Consider the following 25,658-nt stretch of genomic DNA (forward strand, 5'->3'; position numbering starts at 1 on the left):
CTCCTTACTTATTAGGTGGAGTATCTTGTAGTGTCCATTGAATCGTACCAGAATAACTTTCTGCTTTTGCTTTCCCACCGTCAATTTTCAAAATCAAGCCTTCGCTCTCTTTGTTCCACGTATCATTAAGGATTAGTGGATCATCATTTTTATTGGTGTGTTCCATAATCGTGGTTGCCGTTTGATTGATAATGGTTGAATCTCCATTTGATGAGTAACGAACTGCATTTGGCAACTCATGACCTGACGTGCTTGTTAAAATAGAAACCATTTTAGCCGTCATTGTCCAGCTTGATTTAATGGCACGTGAGTCTTGTACGGTTAAGTTGTCTTTCATTGTTTCAATACCATAAATTTGATTTTTAGCTGACACTTTCAAATCCTCACCAAATGAAATGGAACTTGGTGCAGAAACGAATTCTAATACTCCAAAAACAGAACCACCTGGATTTGGAATCGTATTGGATACCGCTTGATACGTTTGCATAGTAGCCGTTGGATCGTTTGCTCCTGGTTTAAAGGGCTCGACTTCTCTTGGTGACTTTCCAATAGCTGTTGCTGTATTCAAAATGGTTTTGTTAATGCCTTTCGCATTCACTTTTGTATCAAATGTTACTCTGACACTTTCTTGTGTAGTTAAATCATTGACGTTTATTTTTAACTCCCTAGTGGTTTCATTAAATTGCACGTTATCTGCTGGAAGGTTGCTTCCATTTACCTTAACACTTGATAAATCGACATCTAATCCAACATCTAAGGTATCGACCGCATAAATATCTCTCCATTTTGTGTCGATTGCTGCTGCTTTATTATTTGAAATATCTAAGGTATACGTTAAGATTGATCCTACTTGTGTTGTATTGGTAGAATTATTCACCGACACTGATTTAACCACTTTGTTGGTATCAGGTAATACATCTTGGATGGTTACTTTTGGTGCTGCTTCAAAGATTGCATCGTGATAAGCTAACGTTGTTTTTGGATTTTTATTTCCAACTGTATTATTTGTCACAGGTGGGTTGTCGACCCCTATCGCACTTCCAACTTGATCTTGTAAGAAGATTTGCACAATGTCATTTTTTTCTAAATATCTCGGTAAATCAAAGGTCCAACTTCCATTACTTTCAACGACTACGGATCCAGTTATTTCGGTCTCATTAACTGTGATACTCACTAAACTATTCGGTTCAGCTGAGTGACCTGAGATTTGTTTAGTTGCATTATTAATTGTGTCTTCATCCTTTATTTTTGTTGGTGTTGGTGGCGTTACATCTTTAGAAATTCGATCTGGTGCAATCAAATCTTCTGGTAAGCTACTGTGATTCCGATTTGAACTTGGATCACTAACACCCCGCCACGCTTTGATTACTTTTACTTGATCGCCCGTTTCAACAAACTGATTATTGGGTAGCGTGATCTTAAACATCCCTGCACGTGGTTTTTCTCCATAGATACTCAAACCTGGGCTATTATTATTCATTCCAATCGTTGGCGCAGTAAACTCTGATACTGTGCCATTAGGCTTGGTTACTTGAACAACCACATAACTCTCATCTGTCCATGAATCACGGCCATCCGTTGTCCCAATTGGAACTTTTACGTGACCAAAAATCGATTTATCCGCATTGGTGGGCATTCTTAATTCATCTACAATTGGAGCAGCATTATTTCCACTCATTCGTGAGTAAGAAGAAGCTCCTTTTGATCCATATGAATTAACACTTGTATTAAATTCCGTTGGTACATTTGTAGAATTGATAGTGACAAAGTTGGCTCCAGATAAAACATAGTCAAATAATGACCAATTTTTAGCAGGATCTCCATCTAGGTTGTCTCCGATGTTCCAAACACTTAAATCAGATTGAGTAGAGGTAAACGTTGAGTTTGCTCGTACATCAAAAACATACCCACCACCTGTACGATCATTTCTAAAATCGTAAAAAAGGGGTTTATCTACTGAGATGGTGCTGACTCCGGTATTAAAGATTCCTGAAGTTGCGGCTCTTGTGTTCCCTTGGGCAACAAAAACCGTCCCCTCTCCAGCTGTAATACTTCCCGTTCTAGTTCCCATATCAATAGCGGGTCCATTATCAGCAACTACTTTTACTTCAGATCCTTTGCCTGTTAAATTAAAGTCTCCCCTGTTATCTGTATAGTAGATTCCCTGATTTCCTGCATCTACTCCACCATTATTAGGTGTCCCATTTCCATAGTTTCGAATAGACACTTTTCCACCAGAATTAACAATAAACTTGTTATCCGTTCCATACATTCGGACTGCAGGTGCAGCTCCACCTGTCTTAGTAATATTAATCTCTGAATTTTCACTAACGTTAAACGTCATATTTCCTGAAATTCTAAAACGTAATGTCGCTCCTAAATTATTCGCATTATTGTCAGATTGAAGATTTAATTTTGATCCCCCAGAAACATTAAACACCCCACCCGAACTATTCATTAGCATGGCTACCGTTCGTTTGCTGTGGACTTTTATTTCCGCTTGATTTCTAAGATTGATTTCTGTCCCTGCTCCAACGATGGAAATTAACGCCCCACCATCACCTGTTGCATTCGAATTTCCTTCAATATTTAACAGAGTCCCGGGATCACTCACTTCAAAATCGGTTCTAGCTGTCATTTGCATGGCAACATCTGCTTCACTATAGAAATGAATAACTGAACCGCCATTAATTGTTACTTTTGAACCCGCAACACTTGAATAATAATTGTTTCCATCGACGCTAGAGTTTAGTTTAGCACCATTAATTACATTGAAGTTCATCGCTGTAAATACTGTATTCCCATTGCTTAAATTATACGTACTATTTCCACCATCAACTGTAATCGTTCCATTGGGTACATTGATAAAACTAGATACATTCCCTGTCTCAGCACCATTTACGTTTCTAACCACAACTTCCCATCTACTACTATTAGCAGCTGTTGCTGTAACGATGGCTGCAGCTCCTGCTTTTTTTACAGTCAAGTCATTTAGTTCTAGTACACTCCCAACAGGTCCAGCGCCTAACGTAATACTGCCATTGTTGGCTCCAAAATCAATTGTATGACCGTTGCCGTTAATAGTGATGGAACGCGTGTACGTACCTGCTGCGGTACCTGTTCCACGAGTTAAATCTGCGGTTACATTAATACTTGATACTGCCGCGTTTCCTAAGGCGCTAATAAATTCAGCCCATGTTGATACATTCGTTCCAGCACGAGGTTCCAATGCCAAAGCTTTGATTTGCATCGATTCAAGAGTTGAATCTTCTATGGCTGTTTCTGATGCTGTAGGTGCAATTGAATCTGTCATTGGCGTGGAATCAATTAGTGCATCATCTTTTTCTTCTGGGTCTACAACAAAAACGTCTTGAGTAACGATTTCTTGCGATTCTGCTTTTGCATAAAACGTACCTTCGCCAAGTTCTTTGGCAATAAATGGCAATTTTAAAACTGGATTGCTTATCTCGCTTGCATCGTCATTAACAGATTCCACTGCTGTTTCACTCTGATTAGGTTGAATGATCAAGGTAGACGTTGCTTGTTGATAAGTAATAGTGACTTTTACATGTTCATTTTGTTTGATTGCTTTAGCTTCATCAAAGGAAATAAAGGGTGGTACTTCTAATTCAACTTTCGTTGTTAATTCTGCTGGTAATTCTAATTGAACGTCAAAGGACGTATTCAAATCTTGAATTGGATTTGCTTGTAACTTTAAGACAGTTGATGTTGCTTGATCTTCTTGAGTTGCTTTAATTGTCGGATCTGAATTTAATCCTTTTACAATCATTAAACTCATAGCAACAAATAATCCAATTATTGTCATTATTCCTAGCCAATGTTTTGTTTTCAACTTGTTCTCCTTTCTTTTACGGCTCTTTCTCTGAATTTGAAAAAGACTCGTAAAGGTTTAATTTTATCTAGCTCCCCCTCGTGAACCAATTAAGTACGCTCACTTCATCTTTTTGATTTATATTTTATGCAACGTTCTCTTTTGATCCCCTTTCTTTTAAGCTATAACAAAATAGTAGCATAGGTCTTTTTTCAAAACTGTTTTACTTTTTATGAAATTATCAAAAAAAAAAAACAAAAATCAAACTATCGTTGTTGTATCAAAATCAGTATGACTTGTTATTTTATTTTTAATTTTTAAATCTACTGTCTTCTCTTAAATAAAAACTCATTTTGCTCGTAATAAAAATAAAAAAAAGCTCTTTTCTACTTAAAGAAAAGAGCCTTTTTTATTCAATTAATCATTTTTTATACAATTAGGGACCTGCAATCAAGCGCCATTTCACTTCACCTGTATAAATTCCTTGGTACACTTGATTAGAAGGCGTTGCTATCTTAATCGAGTCAAATGGAATTGCTACTTGTTTTGACAAGTTTCCTTCTTTAGAAGTTGAAACCAACGTTTCAGTCAAGTCATTGCTAACTTCCACTGTTTCATATGGACTAAATTCCGACAGAGATTCGTTTTCTTCATTGATATGGAAAATCTCAGCTTCCCTTGCTTGTAAAATTAATTTTGCCCCTTTTGGGCGTATGCTTTTATGGTGAGTATTCATAAAATCTAAACTTACCGACAATTGCCAGCCTTTTGAATGCTCTTTTGATACACTTCGTTGGTCTTTTATTCTGATTTTGAAGCCTTCTGTGAACGCATTAGAATAAAGAGGTTCTCCTTGCTGATTTTTAGCCTGCTTATCTAGTTTAATAGTTGCTGTATTTGAAGGGATTTTTGTCGTTTCAAAGTAAAAATGTCCTGGCAGTTTTTGTAACACAAGTTCCCCTTCTACACCTGTATTGGGACTGTCTTCTTTGTATACCGTCAACGTAATGATTTTTTCTAACGCAGCAACGCCCTTAGCATTTTTTAGATTTACATGAAGCTGATACTCTCCTAGCTTATTCGGTGTAAATGTCGTCACAACTTGATTGTTGAGCGTGATATAAACTGACTTTGTCAGGTTTCCTTCTATTTTATCAAAACCTTCAATCCCAAAAATTGAAGCCAACTCTAAAGGCCCACTAAATTGTTCTACTTTGATGGATTCAAGACCTTTTGTAAAGTTGATAACAGGCAGGCCCTTTTGAAGATTTCCATAATCATCGTCATTGTATACAATCACATAAATTTGTTTTGTAGTTGAAAAGCCATTTAGATCTGTTACTGGATAGGTTACTTGGTAAACACCCAATTTAGCGGGATTAACATTGTTTTCTATAACTGTTAGGCGACCCGTTAACTCTTGATTGTCGTCATCTTTTGCTGTTACCTCCTGTAACAGAGGGTCATAGTCTGTTCCTTCAACAATCAGTTGCGTATCCCCATAGATTTCGGGTGCATTTTTAACTTTAAGGGTTACATAATGAAAGGTGAAATTTGCCGATTCATCAATAGACACTAGTTCAATCAAATATTCCCCAGCGGACGCTAGCATGCTTGTATCAAAATTAGAAAAAGTATCCGCCTCTTCGTTTACTTTCAATTGAATGTCTTGAAAAAATTGCTCTTCTTCAATAACGGTGCCTTTTTGATAGGTAATTTCAGTTAAACTTTCTAAAACAGGTGGCTTTGTATCTTCTACATAAACCAGAAATTCCGTGTAAATAATCCCTTCGATGCCGACTCTCACTTGATACTTGCCACTTTTTTGTAAATGTAAATCAGAAGATGAGAAGCTTAATTCCTTTGTCCGATCTTTACCTGTTTTTTGATCTTTTGCTTCTGCATTAAATAAGGGAATAATATCGGCTAAGTCTTGATAATCGCCTCGTTCTACCACGATATCTTCACCATAAATCGCCAGTGGATTATTCCGTTGTACAACAAAATCATGTTGAACCGTGGCTGATTTTTTCATTCCATCTTCGCGGTAAATTGTTACTTGGACGCCAATTTCTTTTTCATTCACCGCAGTAATCAAGTAGTTTAGTCGATTTTTTTCATCGATTCCTTTAAATGCAGTGGATTCCGTTGCTGGAACCTCAAATTGATCCCCCACTTGATACGTTCGGTCCGTTGGCAAGGTAAATTCTTTATAGGGATTAATTTTTTGAATCTCACGATAGCCTGTTGTTTTCAACGTATTCGTCAACTTAGATTGATAATACACTCTCTCTACTCCTAATGCATTACTGTAATCAGAATGAATGATTGTATTCGTCAACTCTTTGTCATTGCTATCTTTTGCTGAAACGTTTTCCATTGGATTGATTTCTGTAGCTAGCTTAGCCAGTAGCGGCAATCCTGTTGTAAGTAGCGGCGCATCACTGATGCCAAATTGTATCAATAATGTTGCTGTATCTTTAACGGCTGTTGTAGCTGTTGGTTCTGGATATTGAATATCACGAATATAATTATCTGGTTGAATCCCTTCATAACGAATAAAGGCTTCAATTTTTTCATCGCCATTTTCCGTTCGTAAGGATACAAAGGTTAATAAGCTAGACTGTTGCTTCGTTTCAAGAAAGCGATGCTCTTTTGGTTTAAATTGTTCGTCTAAAAGGGTATAAAAGCTTGTTTTTTTAGACAGTATCGTTGGAACAATTTCATCATTTCCGGTACTATCTCCGCCTATGACCAATCCCTTACCTGCCAAATATTTAAAGGTGTTTAGATTGGAATTGCCCGTTTCAAATACTTTAGTTTCTCTCACTTGATTCGCAATGGCATCATATTTAGAGAGAACCATCTTCGTTTTTTGCACTGCAATAAAATAGTGAATTCCTGGTTGATCCGATGGGACGACATAATTAGAAATAGAATCTTGCTTTTGAAAAATAGTTTCTGATGAAAGTTGAATAAATTCTGATTTTCCGGTTCCATTTTCTATTTTAACAGCATATAATTGATGATTTAAAATCACTGTCATTAAAAAAAAGTTGTCTTCATTTACAAAACTGCCACGAAAGGCTTGATTTGGATCTTCCTTGTAACCAATTGCATCGATTGTCTCAACAGCAGTTGGCTGATTGTGTTTATCAATAAAGACCGATAGAATTTTATCTTCATAACGTAAGGCTACAATCACTTGCATGTACATTTCACCATTGCGATTAACCTCTTTTGCTGCTAAAGCTTTAGAGTACTTCATGTCATAGCTCAAAATTTTTGATAATTTTAAATTAGACTGCACCTTGCCGTTTTCATCTATTTTTTTTACGATGGGATACGATCCGCCTGTGGGAGCAACGCCTGTTTGGGCTCCTGCTACAATAAAACTTCCATCATCAGCTTTTGCTAAGTAGGTGTATTGGGTGCCACGATTAGCTGCTGCGACATAGCCTGTCTCTTTAACTGATTTAATCCAAACAATTTTTTTAGTCTCCTGATTGATTCGAGCAACAAAACCAATAGTGGAAATTTTATTGGCGGCAAATGGATAAGGTTCGTTATTTTCATCAAGAATCGGTGTTCCTTGAATCTCATCTACCGAAGTTGTTCCAATCACAATAGCATCTCCATTACTGGCATAATCTATACTCTCTGAAAAGGTAAGGGAATTTAAATCATTTGAACTTTTAGTTCCTGAAAGGTCATAACTATTTTCAGCATTCACGTCAATGGCGCTCCCTTTAAATATACCTTTTGCTGAATCAATTTCTGGTGATAGCTCCCACACTTGTGTTTTATTGCTTAAATCAGGCTCTTCTTCCACTGCAAAAACAATGCTTAACGAAAAAAGACTGAAAGCTAACAGAAAAAAGAGCACTATTTTTTTTACGTTCATCATGAAATCCCCCTTTCTTTTCGTGATTTTTTTAGTTTCTCTTTATCAGTATAAAAAATTAAACGTTTTAGTCAATCAACAAAAAAAGAGAACATTCGAATTTTTTCTTGATTGAACGTTCCCTGCATCTCATAAATGCTTTAGACTGGTGGTTTCAATGATAAAAAAACAATAAAGGAAGCAAGGAATTTTTTATTTTTGACCTTTGTGATTGGAATTTAAGAAATTGTAAAAAGAAAGAGAACTTGCTATGTTTGCTATGTATTCCAAGTTTGTTTGCTACAAATTGGAGATGCACTAAAAATTGATAGCCTTTAGCTATTATGAACTTTAGGAGGAAAAAATGAATAAAAAAACACTTACTATTGGCTTTATTTCAGCTGTAACCCTTTTAAGTACGTCATCCGTTTTCGCAGCAGAAGTCCAAGAAGGAATGACCGACTTACAAGCTGAATTTTTAGCTGGAACCGTTACACCACCTGAAGCAACAGATCCATCCGATACCTCAAATCCTGGTACAGGAAATGACGCAGCATCATTAGCTTTAATGCGTATACCTAAATTGTTCCACTTTAAAAGTACCGCTGTAGCAACAGGAGCAGCAGCTATTCCATTAGGAGACACTTCGCCGACTTATTACACTGAAGTCGAAGATGTTCGTGGAACCCATGCTGGATGGAACCTTACCGCTAAAATCAGCAATAAACTTACTAGCGGTTCTCAAGGAGAATTACCAGGTGCCTCTATTTCAATGCCTGGCGTTTCTATGAATAGTGTCCGGGGAACGGTAAGCAATCCTACTGTTACACCTACTCCAAACGAAGCAATCCTTCTGTCAAATGACAGTACACCCGATTTAATTGTGGATGCTAAAGACGGTCAAGGTGCAGGAGCTTGGCAAGCCTTAATCCCTGCCGATCAGCTTCAATTAAAAGTAGCCGATTTAGCAAAAGTAAAAGTTGGCGACGATTATGCTGGAAAGATTACTTGGACCTTAACTGCTGGGCCAAATCAAACACCCTACTAAACTATCAGCATTGCGTAGGAATTCAATCAAGTTCCTACGCGATGAATTAAAGGAGTCACTTTATTTTGAAAAAAGGATTATCCATTTCCCTAGCACTGATTAGCGCACTTTCTCTATTCCTTAGTTTCTATTGGCACCCCTTTTTAAGCTTTGCTGAAACAACAGACAACAATCAGTCTGTTGCCTTTACCGTCAAAGCTCTTTTGCCAGAAAATCAACTCACTCCCGAAAATTCCTACTTTGATTTAGAAGTCACACCAAACTTTTCCCAAGAAATACAGCTTGAACTACACAACAATACCACGAAAGAAATCACAGTTGAAAATAAATTCCACTTAGCTAAAACGAACCGTAATGGATTAATTGAATACTCTAATCGCATAGGTCTTGAATCCTATCGATTAGAACAAGCCATTACTAAATTAGTAGAAATTCCTAAAGAAAGCCGCAATGTCGTTATTCCTCCTTATCAAAATCGTTTTGTTTCTATTTATATTAAAGTTCCTGATAGTTCTTTCCAAGGGGTACTTCTTGGAGGAATCGAGTCTCAGTTAAAAAATAGCAACGAAGATGAAGCTCAACTCACCAATCATTTTTCTTACATTACTGCACTGATGCTTTCTGAAAAAAAATATGTTCCAGCAGATTTAAACCTGATCTATGCAAAAGCAGCTTTAGTAAACGACTATCGATCTATCACTGTCAAAATTGCCAACACCACTCCTGCTATTGCCAGCAATGTGGCTATCCATGCAACTCTTACAAAAAAAAATCAAACAGAGGTGTTAAAAACCAGTCAGCTTAAATCCGCTACTTTTGCACCTAATTCTGTAATGGACTTTCAAATTCCTTGGGGAGCTACAGAGCTTAAACCTGGGAGCTATACCGTTCATGTTTCTGCAAAAAACGCAGATAATTCCTGGTCATGGTCCACTGATTTTGATATAAAAAAAGAAGAAGCAAAAAAATTAAATGCCAACGCGATTGATCGTTTTGTCTTGCCTAAGCTCTGGCTCATTCTTTTTGCGAGTTGCAGTTTGACCATAGGAGTATTATTGATTTTTCTTAATAAACGAAATAGCAGGAGGAAAGCTGGATGACTTTAATGTATTTTTTAATCGCTTTTGGCGCCATTCTCGTTACAATTAGTTTCGTTGAATTTTTTTATCTTTACCATCAAGAAATTGCCTACCATCATACCCATCCTGAGACCTCTAAAAAAAGTTGGATTCCTATCATTTTGCTTTTTTTAGCTACCTTACTAGAATTGATGTTAGTAGCTTTTTTATTTGTTTCTTATTATTTTTAACAGACAAAAAGCTCAGATTCTATAGAAAGAATCTGAGCTTTTAAATTAGACGATTAAATTCAAAGTCAAAGCGCCAATCAATCCCACGATTGAAATAATTGACTCTAAAACGGTCCATGTAGCAAAGGTTTCTTTAATGGATAAGTTAAAGTACTCTTTGAACATCCAAAAACCTGCATCGTTAACATGAGAGGCAATCAAACTGCCTGCTCCAGTAGCAATCACCATCAATGCTGGATTGGTTCCAGTTGCTGCCATTAAAGGCGCAGCCAAACCTGCTGCGGTCAATGCAGCTACTGTTGCAGAACCTAGACAAATTCTTAAAACTGCCGCAATTACCCAGCCTAAAATCAAAGGGGATAACGTTGAGTGGACAAATAATTGTGCCACGTAATCTCCCACACCACCGTCAATCAACACTTGTTTGAAGGCTCCTCCTCCACCAATAATCAATAACATCATTGCAATTTGTTTAATGGCTTCTTCTGCTGATTTCATAATTTCTGGCATCGTTTGTTTGCGACGTATCCCCATCGTATAGATTGCAAACAATAAGGATAAGAGCATGGCCATACCTGGTGTGCCTATAAAAGCAATCACTTGATCAAACAGAGAAGATTTTTCTGTGATTTTCCCACCACTTAACAGTTCATAACACGTTGCAAGCGCCATCAAAATAACTGGGAATAATGACGTCAATGTACTGATTCCAAAACCTGGTGTTTCTTCAAGAACAAATTTTTTCTGTTTTCCTAAAGCTGCAATATTTCCTGTGCGATTAAATGCATCTGGTACAAGCTTTTGTGCTACTTTTGTATATAACGGACCTGCAATAATACTTGTTGGAACCGCTATCACAAAACCATAAAGCAATACCATGCCGATATTTGCGTTATAAATTCCTGAAATCGCTGTTGGAGCTGGATGAGGAGGTAAAAAACCATGAGTGACAGATAAGGCTGCAGCCATTGGGATTCCTAAGTAAAGGATTGAAATCCCTAGCTCACTTGCAATGGTAAAAATAATCGGAATTAGTAAGACAAGACCGACTTCAAAGAACAGCGCAATCCCAATAATAAACGATGCAATTAACACCGCAATTTGAATTTTCTTACGACCAAACTTATTAATAAGGGTTGTGGAAATACGGTATGCTCCGCCGGCATCTGACACTAACTTACCTAAAATTGCTCCAAAACCAAAGACCAATGCCAAATGGCCCAACTGACTACCAATACCATTTTCAACAGTCGTAATAATTTGCGTTAACGGCATTCCTAACCCAACTGCGACTAAAATGGAAACAATGACTAAAGAAACAAATGTATTTAACTTCACCTTCATAATCAAGAACAAAAGAATTAGAATACCTAAACCTACTATTAATAATTCCATCTATTTTCCCTCCTAGTGGTTGGTGCTAATGAGTATATTTTCGTTGAAAATCGGCAATCGCTTGAAATTCACTTTGTAGCAGTCGAGTAGTGCGGATAAAAATAGGCAATAATTCACGATAGACTGGAAAATGAGCTTCATTAGGAATATGTTGATTCGTTACCCCAATCATCGAGGACACTTCCTCAATGGATTCAATCAAGCCTAGACTTTCCATTCCAATAACTGCTGCTCCTAAACAAGAACTTTCATAACTTTCTGGAATGGAAACCTCTTGTTCAAATATATCTGCTAATAGCTGACGCCATAATGCAGAACGAGCAAATCCTCCTGTGGCATGAATTCTTTCTGGTCGTTCAACCAGCTCTTCCAAAATCAACATCACTGAATATAAGTTAAAAACAATCCCTTCAAGTGATGCTCGCACCATATGTGCTCTTGTATGTCTCGTTGTTAAGCCAATAAAAGAGCCTTTTGCATTGGCATCCCAAAGAGGTGCCCGTTCCCCTCCTAAGAAAGGATGAAACAGCAATCCATCTGAACCTGCTGGAATTTTTTCTGCAATCTGTGTTAAAATTTCATAACTGTCAACTTGCATTTGTTCTGCAGTAATTTTTTCAGGGGCAAATAATTGATCTCTTACCCAGCGGAAAACAATTCCCCCGTTATTAACTGGCCCACCAATCACCCATTTATCCTTTGTAAGAGCATAACAAAACGTTCTACCCTGAGGGTCTGTCACAGGTTTATCGGTAACCATCCGAACAGCTCCACTCGTACCAATTGTCAAGGCAAGCGTTTTTCCATCAATCGCATCGACTCCTAAATTAGACAAACAGCCATCACTTGCGCCGACAATAAAAGGTGTGTCATTCGGCAATCCCATCACTTCAGCATAAGATTGTTTTAACCCCATTACTTGATGATCGGTTTCAACTAACTCAGAAAGTTGCTCGTTGGAAATATCCAATAGCGCAAGAACTTCCTCATCCCAACCTAATTCGTGAATATTGAATAAGCCAGTAGCCGATGCAATTGAGAAGTCCACTTTAAATTGACCGAATAGTTTATAAAACACATATTCCTTAATCCCAATAAAATGAGCCGTCTGTTGAATCAAGTCAGGATGTTCCTCTTTTAGCCACAAGATTTTACTTAAAGGCGACATCGGATGAATCGGTGTTCCTGTCCGGTGATAAATTGCTAAACCTGCAGCTGAATTTTTTAGTTCCTCAGCTTGATGATAAGCGCGATTATCCGCCCATGTAATGCAACGAGTCAACAATTGATTCTCTTCATCTAGCAAAATTAAACTATGCATCGCACTTGAAAATGAAACCCCAGCGATTCTAGCCACATCTGCTCCACTTTTTCTAACCACCGCTGTTAGAACATCCATCACGGTTTCAAAAATTTCATCCGGATCTTGCTCCGCCATATCTGGTATTTCTTGATACAATGGATACTCTTTATTAGCATATCCTTTAACATTTCCCTTTTTATCATACAAAACAGCTTTCGTACTTGTTGTGCCAATATCTACACCAATGACATAATCTTTCATTTTTCTCCACCTCTATTTCTTTTCAACGTCATGACCACCAAATTCATTTCGTAATGCTGCAACGACTTTTCCGCTAAACGTATCTGGATAAAGCGAACGATAACGCATCATCAAAGACATTGTAATAATCGGCGTAGCCACTTGTTGTTCTAAAGATTCCTCAACTGTCCACTTGCCTTCACCTGATGAATACATGATTCCTTGAATTTCTTCTAAACGTTGGTCTTTTTCAAAAGCTGATTGAGTCAGTTCCATCAACCATGAACGAATAACCGACCCATTATTCCAAACCTTGGCTACTTTTTCATAATCAAACGAATAAGGAGCATGTTCCAAAAGATCAAACCCTTCGCCAATAGCTTGCATCATTCCATATTCAATCCCGTTATGAACCATTTTTAAATAATGTCCACTTCCAACTGCTCCGGCATATAAGTATCCGTCGGCAACTGCAATTCCCGCGAAAAGAGGTTCAATTTGTTTAAAGATGTGTTCATCGCCACCAATCATAAAACAAGCGCCTTCTCGAGCTCCTTTCATGCCACCAGAAGTTCCTACATCAAAGAAATAAAGCTGTTTTTCTGCCATTAATTTGCCACGTATCACAGACTCCTTATAATTAGAGTTCCCACCATCAATAAAAATATCTTCTGGTTCAAGGAGTGCCATCATTTCTTGAAAAATAGCTTCTGTTGGTGCTCCACTTGGTACCATTGACCAAATGATTCGTGGACGCGGTAGTTCTTCAATCATTTGACTTAAATGGTTGACCAGTGTCATTTCATTTTGATTTTCAGCTAATTGAGGTAAGTGTAAATCATACCCCACAACTTGATGTCCTGCATCCACACAATTTTCTGCTAAATTAATGCCCATTTTGCCTAATCCAATAATGCCAATTTTCATCATCGTCACTCCTTGATCTATTTTTAAGACGTCATACGTCGTATGTCTATAAAAATGATAACGCTTTCTAAAACGAATGTCAACCAAAAAAAAAACATCCCTGGAGTTTGGATGCTTTTTTAAATCTTTAATTCATCTTTGTTGTAGCCTAAATGTCGCTGCATTGCCTTTTTAGCAGCCTCACCATCTTTAATTTTTATCGCTTCCACAATTTGGCGATGGGTTTCAATCGTTTCTTCTTTTAAACTTCGATTGGTTAAATTAATAAATAACGAAATGGCCGTTTGAATAATCGGAATTAAACTAGGTACTACGACATTTTTACTCGCTTTTGCAATAGCCGAATGTAGCTGGATATCTTTTTCTTCATGGTTTTTATTTTCATGAATCAGCTTCTCAATCGCTAAACATATCGCTTCCATTTCTTCTACCTCAGCAGGAGTCGCGTGTTCTGCTGCTAATTTGGCTATTTCAGGTTCAATCATCACACGAACATCCATTAAATCGTGGCTTAGTCTTTTTTTATCTGTAATAAAGCTCAAACCAAGTGGATCTTCTGTCAAACCAGGATTTTCAGATACAAATGTCCCCTTTCCTCGTTGGATTATTACGACATTTCGTGCAGCTAATAATTTAATGGCTTCTCGAATCGTTCCTCTTCCAACGTTTAATTCGGTTGCTAGTTCAAATTCATTTGGTAGCTTATCTCCCGCTTTATAGCGCTGTTCCTTAATGAACTCTTCCATCTTACTTGCCACTTGTTGTGCCAATGACTGGCCTTTTTGTTGACTGCTTTCCAACATAATTGTGCTCTCCTTTTTAGCTAAACCGGTTCAAGGCTCTAGTCCGCTGGTTCTTTCTATTATTGTACTCAACTCCTTGACTTGAATCAACTCTTACTAATAGAAGATTAATAGACCAATTTAACCTAATTTTCAAAAATTATTAAAAATCAATTGAATTATAATTAAAATTAGATTAGAATAAACCTAATACTTTTATTAAACTATCATAAAAGTAAAAAGGGGGATTTTAAAATGGAGAAGTTTGGTTACACAAGAAAGCGCAAAAGAAGGAGTCGTTTTTTACTAACGATTTTAATGCTTTCTACTGGTTTTAGTACCTTTTCAGCAACTGCTTGGAGCGAAAAAGCAACACCGCCACAGCAAACAACCAATTATCAACAGTTGATGGAGGCTCACAAAAAAAGCGAAGATTCTATCCATGATCTTAGTAAAAAAGCTTTTGAAGAAAATGTAAAAGCCCAGTTAGCAAGTCGTGGTTTTGACATGAACCAATTTAATGAAAACTCTTTTGACGACAATCAAGAAATTCGATTAATCATTCAATTAAAAAAAGATGCTGCAATTGAACGTCTGGATGTCCCAACGGGGTCAAAATCTTCTGTTCAATCAATTGATCAAGCAGCTGATTCCGTTATTGAAAGTCAAACAACCATTAAAAATAAAATCGAATCCTTAACCGGAAATAAAAGCGATCGTTCATTTGGTTACTTAATCAATGCTTTTTCAATCGATGCAAAATACAAAGATGTTGATGCGATTAAAGCAATGGACGGCGTAGAAGCCGTTTCTGCTGCAAAGGTTTATTCCCCAACATCCATTGATGCAAATCAATTAGCAAACGTCCAACAAGTCTGGGAACAACATCAATTAAAAGGAGAAGGCATGGTTGTTGCAATTATTGACTCTGGTGTTGATCCAACCCATAAAGACTTGCGACTATCAGATGATACAAAAGAAAAAATTTCTCTTGATGCTGGAGCCGGAAGCGTTAAAAAGCTTGGCTATGGTCAAGCCTTTACTCGAAAAGTTCCTTTTGGTCATAACTACGCTGATAACAACGAAGATATTGTCGATACAAATCCAGGTACTGGCATGCATGGGATGCACGTTGCTGGCATTGTTGCTGCAAATGGCGTCGGCGATGATCCAGCAAAAGCGGTTCTTGGTGTTGCACCAGAAGCACAGCTCCTTGCAATGAAGGTTTTTCCAAATAATACTCGTGTGGCAACCGCTTTAGATGATGATGTGATTGCAGCTATCGAAGACTCCGTTAAATTAGGAGCAGACGTCTTGAATATGAGCTTAGGGTCTGTTTCTGGTACCGTTGATCCTAACTCACCTGAACAATTGGTCATTAAACAAGCGGCTGAAACAGGTGTCTTGTCGGTTATTTCGGCAGGAAATAGCAGCATGAGTACCACTGATAATACAAGTGTTGATCCACAAAATAAATTAGGAACGTTAGACACAGGAACTCTCGGGTCTCCTGGCGTCACAACAGAAGCTTTAACGGTTGCTTCTGCTGAGAATACGTTTATTACAAGCGAAGGTTTACTGGTTCAATTAGTAGATGCTGATGGGACTAAGCACCCTCACAAAATGGAAACATCCACTTCCCCATCTGGTGCGATTGTTTTTTCAAATGCTACAACAGCTGATACCAGCATCTTACATCAGCCAACAGATTTAATTGAGGTGGGCGTCGGTGCAGAACGAGACTATCAAGACAAAGACGTAAAAGGGAAAATCGTCTTAATCCAGCGGGGAGCCATTGCCTTTTCTGATAAACAACGAATCGCTAAGGAACATGGTGCTAAAGCAGCTCTCATTTATAACAATACACCCGATAGTCCGCCTATTAATATGCAACTTGATGATCCAAGCTACTTAACACTGAGCCTTACAAAAGAAGATGGGAATGCGTTAGTGGCGTTAGCAAAACAACACACTACGCAACAATTTAGCTTTGACATCAGCAGTTATCAATTCGCCAATCCAAAAACAGGAAAAATGTCTGATTTTTCATCATGGGGGCTAACACCTGATTTAGAATTCAAACCTGAAATCTCTGCTCCAGGAGGAAATATTTATTCAACAGTTAACAATAATTCCTACCAAACAAAAAGCGGAACATCAATGTCTTCTCCATTTGTTGCGGGTTCTCAAGCGCTTGTATACCAAGCCTTAAAAAAGAAAAAAACAGACTTAAGTGGCATTGAGCTCACTCGTTTTGCAAAATTATCCGTTATGAATACAGCCTTGCCAATGTTAGATAAAAACCACGATGAGGTTATTATTTCACCACGCCGACAAGGTGCTGGGCAAATCAAAGTAGACAAAGCCATCGAAAACACTACCAGTTTAACAGACGCAACCGATGGCGATGGTGCGTTAGCACTGAAACAAATTGAGCAAAATACTCGTTTTTCAGTGACCTTACAAAATAACGGTTCTAAAGCTGCTACGTATCAATTCACTGATTTTGGAGGTGTTTATACAGAGGCTCAAACAAGTACCGCTGAAGTTTATGAAACAAAAATCAACGATGCTAAACTCACAACGTCCAAAAAGGATGTCACTTTAAAACCCGGTGAAACACAAACGATTCAGCTTCAATTAGACTTGCCCTCATCGTTTGCAAAACAGCAATTCGTCGAAGGGTATATTGGTTTCGCAAGTGACACTCAACCAAGTTTAACAATGCCTTTTGTTGGATTTTATGGTGACTACAGTTTAGCTCCTGTTATTGATGCACCGATTTATGATCAAGCATCCATTCAAGGCTTCGGTTATTTTACAGATAAAAACACTACCTTCTTAGGCTTAAAAAACAACACCATTGATCCTGAATTAGTGGCCATTTCACCAAATAAAGATGGACGCAAGGATGAAGCAAAACCAACTTTTAATTTTTTACGTAATGCTAAAAGCGTCACTTACGAAATAGTCGATGCAGATAAAAAAGTTTTACGTCGTTTAACCGAAGAAAAACAAATTCGTAAGGATACTTTTAATGCTAGAGCTGGTCGCTTCTCATCACACACGATCACAGATGCCAATTGGGATGGAACGATTTATAATGTTAAAACTGGGAACAATGAAGTTGTGCCCGACGGTCAATATCAATTAAAAGTGGTGGCTAAAGCTGATCTTGCCGAGGCAAAACCTCAAGAAATGTATTTGCCTATTAAAGTTGATACGACAAAACCTAACATTGAAAACCTTGGATTTGATGATACTCTGACAACTCCAAGCTTAAAGGTTAACCTAACCGATCAATTAAGTGGTGTGGATTTAAGAGCCGTAACGGTTGCCGTAAATGGAAAGATTGAAACCTATGACCTCAGCAATCAAACAGCAGGTACCGTTTCGATTCCTTTGAACGATTCGCAAAAACCAAAGGCGGGACAAAATCAAGTAGAGCTCATGATCTCAGATTACGCCGGAAATTACGCCTATCAAAATCACTACTTGCAATACGGTAAAGACGCTGGCTTCGTTTTATTCAACCTTACAGATAATCAGGTCATTACAAGCAATACAGCAAGTTTTTCAGACGCTGACCAAACCTTCACTGTTCAAGGGGCTTACCCACAAGAATTAGTTGTCAATGGGATCAAAGCCACTACGACAGATGGCTTCTTTAAAGTTGCGGTTCCAATTACTAATGCAACAAAAAGCCTGATTTTTTCAAATGATCTTGAAGGAAAATCAGTGATTCAAGAAGTTCCAATTACCGTTTCCACACAAAAACCAGTATTATCCATTATCAATCCAGATCAAGAAAGTAGTACAACAAATCAAACCACGGCTACACTTACTGGTACTACAGGAAACACAACAAAAAAACTCGAACTTGAGCAGTCAAGCAATTCTGCAAAAATGGATTTAACTTCTGTAATCAAACCAGATGGTAGCTTTCAAACCACCCTGCAGCTTGTTCATGGGCAAAATTTAATTACCCTTCGTGCAACAGATGAATACGGCAACCAAACAGTGGAAAAAAGACTGCTTACCACAACTGGCTACCAACAAACAGAGCTTCTTTCACTCGAAAACATCAACGTCAATGGCATCACTTCGGTTGGTGTTGGCAATCCAAGCTACGACTCGGCAACGGGAATTTATACAATCAAAGGGCGACTACGTGAAAAAGTCGATCATTTTACAATCAACCAACAAGAGGTTGACTATGATCCAATTACATTAACCTTTAGTTTTCCAATTGAACTAAAACAAGGGAAACACAGCGTGGCTTTTTACCTTCAATCTAGTCATGAAAACGATGGAAAACCACTTATTAACGAAGGGTATTATGTCATTGTCGACACCGTTTTGCCAACCTTACAGTTAGATCAATTGACGGTTGATGAAAAGGGGGCCTACTCTGTTTACACCAATGAAAATCCGTTCCATTTAAAAGGCTTGATTTCCGATAATTTCTCTGGCTATAAATTAGTTGTCAACAATGAAAACATTCATACAGACATTAATTATGATACCTTTGATGAAAAATTCTTTGAAGGAAAACCAGCGGCTGCTTTCGATTACGAAGTTCCAGTAACTGATGGAGAAAATCATTTGCAGGTTGGTTTAACGGATAGCATGGGAAATACAGCTAGCAAAGCAATCACCGTTTTCTATAAAAATGAAGTCTTGAAAACACCAACTATTACACCGAGTACTACAGCTTTAACCAATCAAGCAGTAACGTTAATTGCAACGGCTAATGACGAGGAAACCCTATTTTATAGCTACGATGGTGAACATTACGAGCCTTATACAACAGAATTAGCGATTGCAATCAATCAAAAAGTCTTCTTTTATGCTACGGATCGTTATGGCAATAAGTCTGAAGTAGCGGTCTATGAAGTGACGACGATTCAACCTGAGATTGCTTCTAAACCCGTTATTACTGTCTCCTCTAAAACACGTGGACTAAGCTTTACGGCTCCTGTTTTCGTTACGATTGGCTACGAAAAAGAATTGACTCAGCAACAACAGCAATTTACTCATCTTCGTTATAGCTTAGATCAAGGGCAAACTTACCACCCTTACACCGCCTCATTTGAACAAGCAACGGCTACAGAAATTTGGGCACAAAGCTACGACGATGCTGGAAATGAAAGCGAAATTGTTAAAACAGCTATCGCCTTTCCAGAACAAGAAAAACCAACAGATCCAATTGATCCTTCAAATCCTGAGCAACCGTCACTGGAAAAACCAAGTGACACTCAACAACCAGCTCCAGTAGAAAAACCAGTAGATACTGTTGGACCAGCAACACCACTTTCACCAAGCTCCACATTACCATCTGATTTAACGCCTTTTCAAACAAACAAGAAAGACACTAACGCATCCACTCTTCCACAAGCGGGTGAAAGCAACAAGAATTCTCCAATCTTGATAGGTGCCCTTTTTATCCTTGTAACGTTTGGTTATTATGTTAAAAGAAAAGTAACCGCATAAACGAAAAAGCACAAAAATCGATTTACTAGCGGTTTTTGTGCTTTTATTTTGCGACTATTAAAAATTCTGATTCTTACCATGAGCTTCTAAAAATTTTTCCACCATCAGTTCTCCATCTTCAACGAAGTAATTCAATGAATCGCCAACCGTTTGTAAAGCTTCTTTAAAAAGTGTTCGGATAATTACTAAACTTTCATAAAGTGCTTCTCTTGAAGTAGTATCAAAACTGCTTAGTAACTTTTTCCATTCTTTTTTTGGTAGATACCTTTGCAATAGGTGATGCTCTTTTCCTAAGCTTAAACTAGAATCCGTTTCAATCCCCACCTGCCAAGATAGCATGCGAACCAATTCACTGCGTGTCATGTTTAAATAATAAACCGCCACAAGTAATTCATCTCGATGATAGGCTTTTAACACATTTAATACTTGCCACCAAAATTCATTGCAACTTGCTTGATACAATTCTTCGCTAGGTCTTTGAACATGATAATTAAAATCATTTGGAACAGGTTTTAATGGCACTCGTTGCTCTTTATCTACGATTATTTTAGTCAAGGAATCTTCCTTTAAATAGCTAGCTAACAAAGACACAGGTCTTAATTGAATATCCATTCGTATACCGTCTGTAAAAATCACCAGAAAAATATATCCTTCCTTATCAGCAAATAAGGGCTCTCCTAAACCATCAATTTCAGGCTCACATAAAATTAAACTATCACCAAATGTTGTTAACCATTTTTTTTGACTTTGATAAGGTTCAAGTTTTTCTACAAAAAAAACCAAATCATAATCTTTAAATGAGTTCTCTGGAATCATTGGATTGACACGAGATCCATTCATTGCAACTACTTTAATGTCGTCGTTTTCCATTGCAAATGCTTTGATTTGCTGTAACACTTCAGATTCTGTTCGCATTTCATTTCCTCCAACTATCAAATTAATACTTTCATTATGAACCTAACAACTAGCGTTTCACCTTCTAAAACTAGCTTTTAAAACTAAACTAAGCCATCGCCTCTTTATCAACAACATGTCCAAAACTAATCCTCATTCCTGGCACTGTATCTCCAAAAAATTGCCCTTCCCCCACAATGATGTTCTCCTCTAATAAATCATCCAACAGCTGATTAAATGCCTTCACATCAAGCTCAGGAAAACGAGCATATAGATGATACCCTCCTTTTACCTCATCAAATTGAACCTTGTTTGAAAAGCGCTTCGTTAACCAATCCTCAGCATACTCCGCTCGTTTGCTAAGTTCTTTCTTTAATCGGGCTTGTTGACTAACAAAATCCTTCACTAAAAAAGTATCTGCTAAAATTTGTGGCAACACACTTAAACCCGAATCAATTTGATGGCGAATGTGAGCCAGTTGAGTCACGATATTTTGCGGTGCTACCATCCATCCAATTCTGAGATGCTGACCAACGTATTTTGACAAGGAGCCTAAGTAAATCACCTGATTTTTTTGATCCATTTTTTTTAATGGCGTGACCTCATCTGTTGAAAAAGTTAAACCGCCATAAACGTCATCTTCGACAATCGGAATCCGTCGTAGCTGACAAAATTCTAACAATGCAGCTTTTCGCTCAAAGCTCATAATAGAGCCTGTCGGATTTTGAAAAATAGGATTAATAAAAATCATTTTGATTGGATAGTTTAAACACGCTTCTGCTAAAGGCCCCATCATAACCCCTTCCTTATCTATTGGCAAAGGAACGATTCGGACACCTGTTGCTTGAAAAAGTGGCAAGGAGTAAAAGTAGGAGGGCGCCTCAACACCGATTGTATCTCCTGGCTTTAATAAACCTTGGGCAATGAGGAAAAGCCCTTGCTGTGTACCGGAAGTAATCAGTATCTCTTCTAGCGGAACCTTCATCTGATAGGTTTTTGCTAGATGACGTTGCACGGATTGTCGCAACGATAAAATTCCCAATTGGTTCGTAGTCATCTCATTTTCTTTTTGGATTAATTCTCCCCAAGAAAGTTCAGGTGTTTTTAGCGCTGGCACTAAATCAGTGGGCAAATCCCCATTCGATAAATCTAAATAAGTTTGCATTTTACCAGATTTTTTTAAGGCATCAATTTTTCGCTGATAGGGGCTTTTTTCAATGGCTGTCTTAACCCCAAATAGTGGTTGCCAGTTGATAATAGGTTGCGTTTGAAGTCCCCATTTTTCAGTATTTACATAAGAACCGCTTCCTTTTTTTCGGATAATGATGCCTCTATCACTGAGTTCTTCAAATGCTCTTGTAACGGTTGAACGATTGACTTCTAGCAATTCTGCTAATTTACGTTCAGATGGAATCGGACTCCCCACAGGCAAATTTCCTATTTTGATCTGTTCTTCGATTAACAGCATAATTTTTTGATACAACGGTATTTTTTGGTTGTTGTAAGGAATTAAACTCCACATTTGCATCTTCTCCCACTTGTTTTTTTATAGTATAGCACAGTTGATTAAATTGGATGGATAAAAAACAATCCAATTGGCTGTAGTGAAGTGTTAAAAAGTTCATTATGCTAAAGGAGAACGAACACTAAAGGAGGACGAGAATCACATGAACAAACAATTAGGTACTGATTTAGTAAAACGAGGAATGGCACAAATGCAAAAGGGTGGCGTCATTATGGACGTTGTAAATGCGGAACAAGCGCGAATTGCCGAAGCTGCTGGAGCAGTAGCAGTGATGGCGTTGGAACGCGTGCCTTCAGATATTCGTGCAGCTGGTGGAGTGGCTCGCATGGCAGACCCAACCATTGTCGAAGAAGTGATGAAGGCTGTTAGCATTCCTGTCATGGCTAAAGCTCGAATTGGACACATTAGCGAGGCTCGTATTTTAGAAGCGATGGGCGTTGATTATATTGACGAAAGTGAAGTGTTAACACCTGCTGATGAAGAGTTTCATTTGTTAAAATCAGACTTCACTGTGCCCTTTGTTTGTGGCTGCCGCGACTTAGGAGAAGCACTGCGTCGGATTGGCGAAGGAGCATCTATGCTTCGTACGAAGGGAGAACCTGGTACTGGAAATATTGTGGAAGCCGTCCGTCATATGCGCAAAGTCAACCAACAAATCAAAATGCTCGTGACAAAAGAAAACGATGAATTAATGACCTTTGCAAAAGAAATTGGTGCGCCTTTCGAGTTGGTTAAAGAAATCAAAGCATTAGGAAAATTACCTGTTGTTAACTTTGCCGCAGGCGGCGTTGCTACACCAGCTGACGCTGCACTAATGATGAGTTTAGGCGCAGATGGAGTGTTTGTTGGTTCGGGTATTTTTAAAGCTGAAAACCCAGCAAAATTTGCTGAAGCCATCGTTCGAGCAACGACTCATTTTGAGGATTATGAACTGCTAGCTGAATTGTCTAAAGGACTAGGCGAACCAATGAAAGGCATTGATATTTCTACGTTAGATAAATCTGAGCGTATGCAAGAAAGAGGCTGGTAATATGATGAAGACTGTTGGTGTCTTAAATTTACAAGGTGCAGTGGCAGAACATCAACGAATGCTGGAATCTTTAGGCGTCAACGTTGTTTTAGTCAAGGAAGCAGCTGACTTAAACTCTTTAGATGGCTTGATTATTCCTGGCGGTGAGTCAACTGCTATTGGTCGTTTAATCAGAGACTATCAGCTTGAATCTCCGTTGATCGAATTTGCTAAGGCAGGGCATCCAATCTTAGGTACCTGTGCTGGCTTGATTTTGTGTAGCACTACAAAAAAAGAACACCCTAGTGAGGTTCGCTTAAATCTAATTGATCTTACCGTTGTTCGGAATGGTTTTGGTAGACAAGTGAACAGTTTTGAGACATCTTTATCTGTCGCATCAATTGGCGATCATATCCCCGCTATCTTTATTCGCGCACCTTATATCAAGGAAGTAGGGACTGATGTACGTGTACTAGCAACCATTGACGATAAAATTGTCGCTGCTGAATGTAACACTATTTTAGTGACCTCCTTTCATCCTGAATTAAGTGAGGATACACGGGTCTTATCTTACTTTCTTTCTAAATAAAAACAGCATGAATTCTTTTAAAGATAAGAATTCATGCTGTTTTATTTATACGGGTAAAGGTAAATTTCTCCTGAATCGTATTCACCCATATAGATATCGCTTAGTTGGTACTGCTTTTTCGTCAATTCTTCGTGGACCCATTGGCTGTCCTTGTGGATTAAGTCTAAGACGTCCTCGTTAATTTGACCGTCAATGATTAACGGATATTTAATGTTATCATCTCCGTATTGAATGACAGTCAACTGACCATTTTGCTCCATAATGGCTTTCTTAACTAGTTTGATTTCATAAATTCCTACTGCCCTAAGCTTAAAGGTCAAATCATTAGCTGAAATACCACAACGTAAACATTCACCAACATCTACCTGACCATTAGCAATCAAGGTAATCGGCCTTCCATCAATCAAACGCTTAGCATATTTATTATGATTTTTAATAAACTTGATCGTAAATACAAGAATCGTCCATATAATGAGGACTAAAAAAAACTGCAAAATCGTGATATCGCCGTTATAGATTACGCCACCAATAATGCCACCTAGCACATAATTTTGCACCTGATCCATTGCAGAACTAGGAGCTAAATTGCCTTTGCCTAATAAATTGATTTGAAAAATCAAACAAATAAAACCTAGTCCTAATTTAATAATAGCTGCATAATATAAATCCAAACCAAACACTCTCCTACTGGTAAATTTTACTTTTCTTTAACAATCGTAATAGCTGGATTTACCAACTGAACATTTTGGGTATGATAGGCTGAAAAATCAGAATTAAAATCCACTTGGTAAAATTTTTGATCGATTTTAACGACCATTTCATCATTAAGTACTGTTGAATTGACTAGAATCTCATCCGCTTTTACTTTCTTTTCCTTACCTAATTGTTCGATAAATTGAACCATTTGTGCGGATTGTGAAACCGTTGATTGAGATTGGGAATAATCCGTAAATTGGATGCCAATAATAAATACCAAAATTAAAAAGAAAATAATACTTAAATCTCGGTATTTCGTTTGCACTCGATCCCGCATGTATTTAATAATCACAAAAGTTAAAAAGAATAAAACAACGAAAATGATGGTATATTTCACATAACTGTTAACGTTAGACTGACTGACTAAATAGTCAAATGTATAAAACTGCATGTTTTATGAGACTCCCTTCAAAAAAATTCAGTAAAACAGCACTTCTTGTTATGATTAAAGTACCATCCAACAAAAAAATAGTGCTGTTTAGATACAAAAACTATACCATGGACCAAGTCGTTTTGTCATTCATTTAGAGAGTAAAATCCTCGTTAAGATTCTTTATCAAGAAGCTGGCTATCCTACTTATCATACTAAAATAATGTTAAAGAGAAACTATTTTCTTTATTAAAGAAGAGAGTGCTTCAACAAATCAAGAGAATTCTCAACCTAAACTCAAAA

General features: G+C 37.8%; 16 protein-coding genes. 6 read left to right on the top strand and 10 right to left on the bottom strand.

Going from position 1 to position 25,658, the window contains the following annotated elements:
* Positions 1–4 precede the first annotated feature (4 nt).
* Both CDIMF43_RS12415 and CDIMF43_RS12420 read right to left on the bottom strand, forming a co-directional pair.
* Positions 5–3,853, bottom strand: a complete 3,849-nt coding sequence (locus CDIMF43_RS12415) for a pectate lyase-like adhesive domain-containing protein (protein ID WP_109842186.1) — start codon at positions 3,851–3,853, stop codon at positions 5–7.
* A gap of 415 nt (positions 3,854–4,268) precedes the next feature.
* Positions 4,269–7,739, bottom strand: a complete 3,471-nt coding sequence (locus CDIMF43_RS12420; protein ID WP_109842187.1) for an immunoglobulin-like domain-containing protein — start codon at positions 7,737–7,739, stop codon at positions 4,269–4,271.
* A 340-nt stretch (positions 7,740–8,079) separates the two neighbouring features.
* Between CDIMF43_RS12420 and CDIMF43_RS12425 the strand changes: the two genes are divergently transcribed.
* From CDIMF43_RS12425 to CDIMF43_RS12435, 3 genes are all read left to right on the top strand, one after another.
* Positions 8,080–8,763 carry a WxL domain-containing protein gene (locus CDIMF43_RS12425; protein ID WP_109842188.1) on the top strand — a complete coding sequence of 228 codons (684 nt, stop codon included), beginning with the start codon at positions 8,080–8,082 and terminating at the stop codon, positions 8,761–8,763.
* Between the two features lie 65 nt (positions 8,764–8,828).
* Positions 8,829–9,863: a DUF916 and DUF3324 domain-containing protein gene (locus CDIMF43_RS12430; protein WP_109842189.1), complete on the top strand. Its 1,035-nt coding sequence runs from the start codon at positions 8,829–8,831 to the stop codon at positions 9,861–9,863.
* Positions 9,860–10,072: a hypothetical protein gene (locus CDIMF43_RS12435; protein WP_109842190.1), complete on the top strand. Its 213-nt coding sequence runs from the start codon at positions 9,860–9,862 to the stop codon at positions 10,070–10,072. The genes CDIMF43_RS12430 and CDIMF43_RS12435 overlap by 4 nt, the downstream gene beginning before the upstream one ends.
* A 45-nt stretch (positions 10,073–10,117) precedes the next feature.
* Here CDIMF43_RS12435 and CDIMF43_RS12440 read toward each other — a convergent pair whose 3' ends face one another.
* The 4 genes from CDIMF43_RS12440 to CDIMF43_RS12455 all read right to left on the bottom strand — a co-directional run bounded on the left by CDIMF43_RS12440 (position 10,118) and on the right by CDIMF43_RS12455 (position 14,740).
* Positions 10,118–11,467, bottom strand: a complete 1,350-nt coding sequence (locus CDIMF43_RS12440) for a gluconate:H+ symporter (protein ID WP_109842191.1) — start codon at positions 11,465–11,467, stop codon at positions 10,118–10,120.
* Positions 11,468–11,492: 25 nt separating this feature from the next.
* Positions 11,493–13,031 carry a gluconokinase gene (gene gntK / locus CDIMF43_RS12445; RefSeq protein WP_109842192.1) on the bottom strand — a complete coding sequence of 513 codons (1,539 nt, stop codon included), beginning with the start codon at positions 13,029–13,031 and terminating at the stop codon, positions 11,493–11,495.
* 12 nt (positions 13,032–13,043) lie between these two features.
* Entirely contained in the window at positions 13,044–13,937 is an 894-nt protein-coding gene (gene gnd / locus CDIMF43_RS12450) for a phosphogluconate dehydrogenase (NAD(+)-dependent, decarboxylating) (RefSeq protein WP_074401824.1), read from the bottom strand.
* A gap of 119 nt (positions 13,938–14,056) precedes the next feature.
* Entirely contained in the window at positions 14,057–14,740 is a 684-nt protein-coding gene (locus CDIMF43_RS12455) for a FadR/GntR family transcriptional regulator (RefSeq protein WP_109842193.1), read from the bottom strand.
* A gap of 234 nt (positions 14,741–14,974) precedes the next feature.
* On the opposite strand from CDIMF43_RS12455, the gene CDIMF43_RS12460 reads away from it, so the two are divergent.
* Positions 14,975–20,212 (top strand): S8 family serine peptidase, encoded by a 5,238-nt coding sequence (locus CDIMF43_RS12460; RefSeq protein WP_109842194.1) that lies wholly within the window; start codon positions 14,975–14,977, stop codon positions 20,210–20,212.
* A 57-nt stretch (positions 20,213–20,269) separates the two neighbouring features.
* Here the strand turns inward: CDIMF43_RS12460 and CDIMF43_RS12465 are convergent, their stop codons facing one another.
* Both CDIMF43_RS12465 and CDIMF43_RS12470 read right to left on the bottom strand, forming a co-directional pair.
* On the bottom strand, positions 20,270–21,127 hold the full coding sequence (locus CDIMF43_RS12465; RefSeq protein ID WP_109842195.1) for an aminoglycoside 6-adenylyltransferase: 858 nt from the start codon (positions 21,125–21,127) through the stop codon (positions 20,270–20,272).
* Positions 21,128–21,215: 88 nt separating this feature from the next.
* On the bottom strand, positions 21,216–22,628 hold the full coding sequence (locus CDIMF43_RS12470; protein ID WP_109842196.1) for an aminotransferase-like domain-containing protein: 1,413 nt from the start codon (positions 22,626–22,628) through the stop codon (positions 21,216–21,218).
* A 145-nt stretch (positions 22,629–22,773) separates the two neighbouring features.
* On the opposite strand from CDIMF43_RS12470, the gene pdxS reads away from it, so the two are divergent.
* On the top strand, positions 22,774–23,661 hold the full coding sequence (gene pdxS, locus CDIMF43_RS12475) for a pyridoxal 5'-phosphate synthase lyase subunit PdxS (protein WP_034568317.1): 888 nt from the start codon (positions 22,774–22,776) through the stop codon (positions 23,659–23,661).
* Position 23,662: 1 nt separating this feature from the next.
* The gene (pdxT, locus tag CDIMF43_RS12480) at positions 23,663–24,229 is read left to right on the top strand and encodes a pyridoxal 5'-phosphate synthase glutaminase subunit PdxT (protein ID WP_227001234.1); all 567 of its coding nucleotides are present in this window, start codon (positions 23,663–23,665) and stop codon (positions 24,227–24,229) included.
* 41 nt (positions 24,230–24,270) lie between these two features.
* Here the strand turns inward: pdxT and CDIMF43_RS12485 are convergent, their stop codons facing one another.
* Both CDIMF43_RS12485 and CDIMF43_RS12490 read right to left on the bottom strand, forming a co-directional pair.
* The gene (locus tag CDIMF43_RS12485) at positions 24,271–24,900 is read right to left on the bottom strand and encodes a DUF421 domain-containing protein (protein ID WP_034568316.1); all 630 of its coding nucleotides are present in this window, start codon (positions 24,898–24,900) and stop codon (positions 24,271–24,273) included.
* A gap of 26 nt (positions 24,901–24,926) precedes the next feature.
* On the bottom strand, positions 24,927–25,376 hold the full coding sequence (locus tag CDIMF43_RS12490) for a DUF3290 domain-containing protein (RefSeq protein WP_074401634.1): 450 nt from the start codon (positions 25,374–25,376) through the stop codon (positions 24,927–24,929).
* Positions 25,377–25,658: the final 282 nt, after the last annotated feature.

Source organism: Carnobacterium divergens (assembly GCF_900258435.1).
GTDB classification, from domain to species: Bacteria; Bacillota; Bacilli; order Lactobacillales; family Carnobacteriaceae; genus Carnobacterium; species Carnobacterium divergens_A.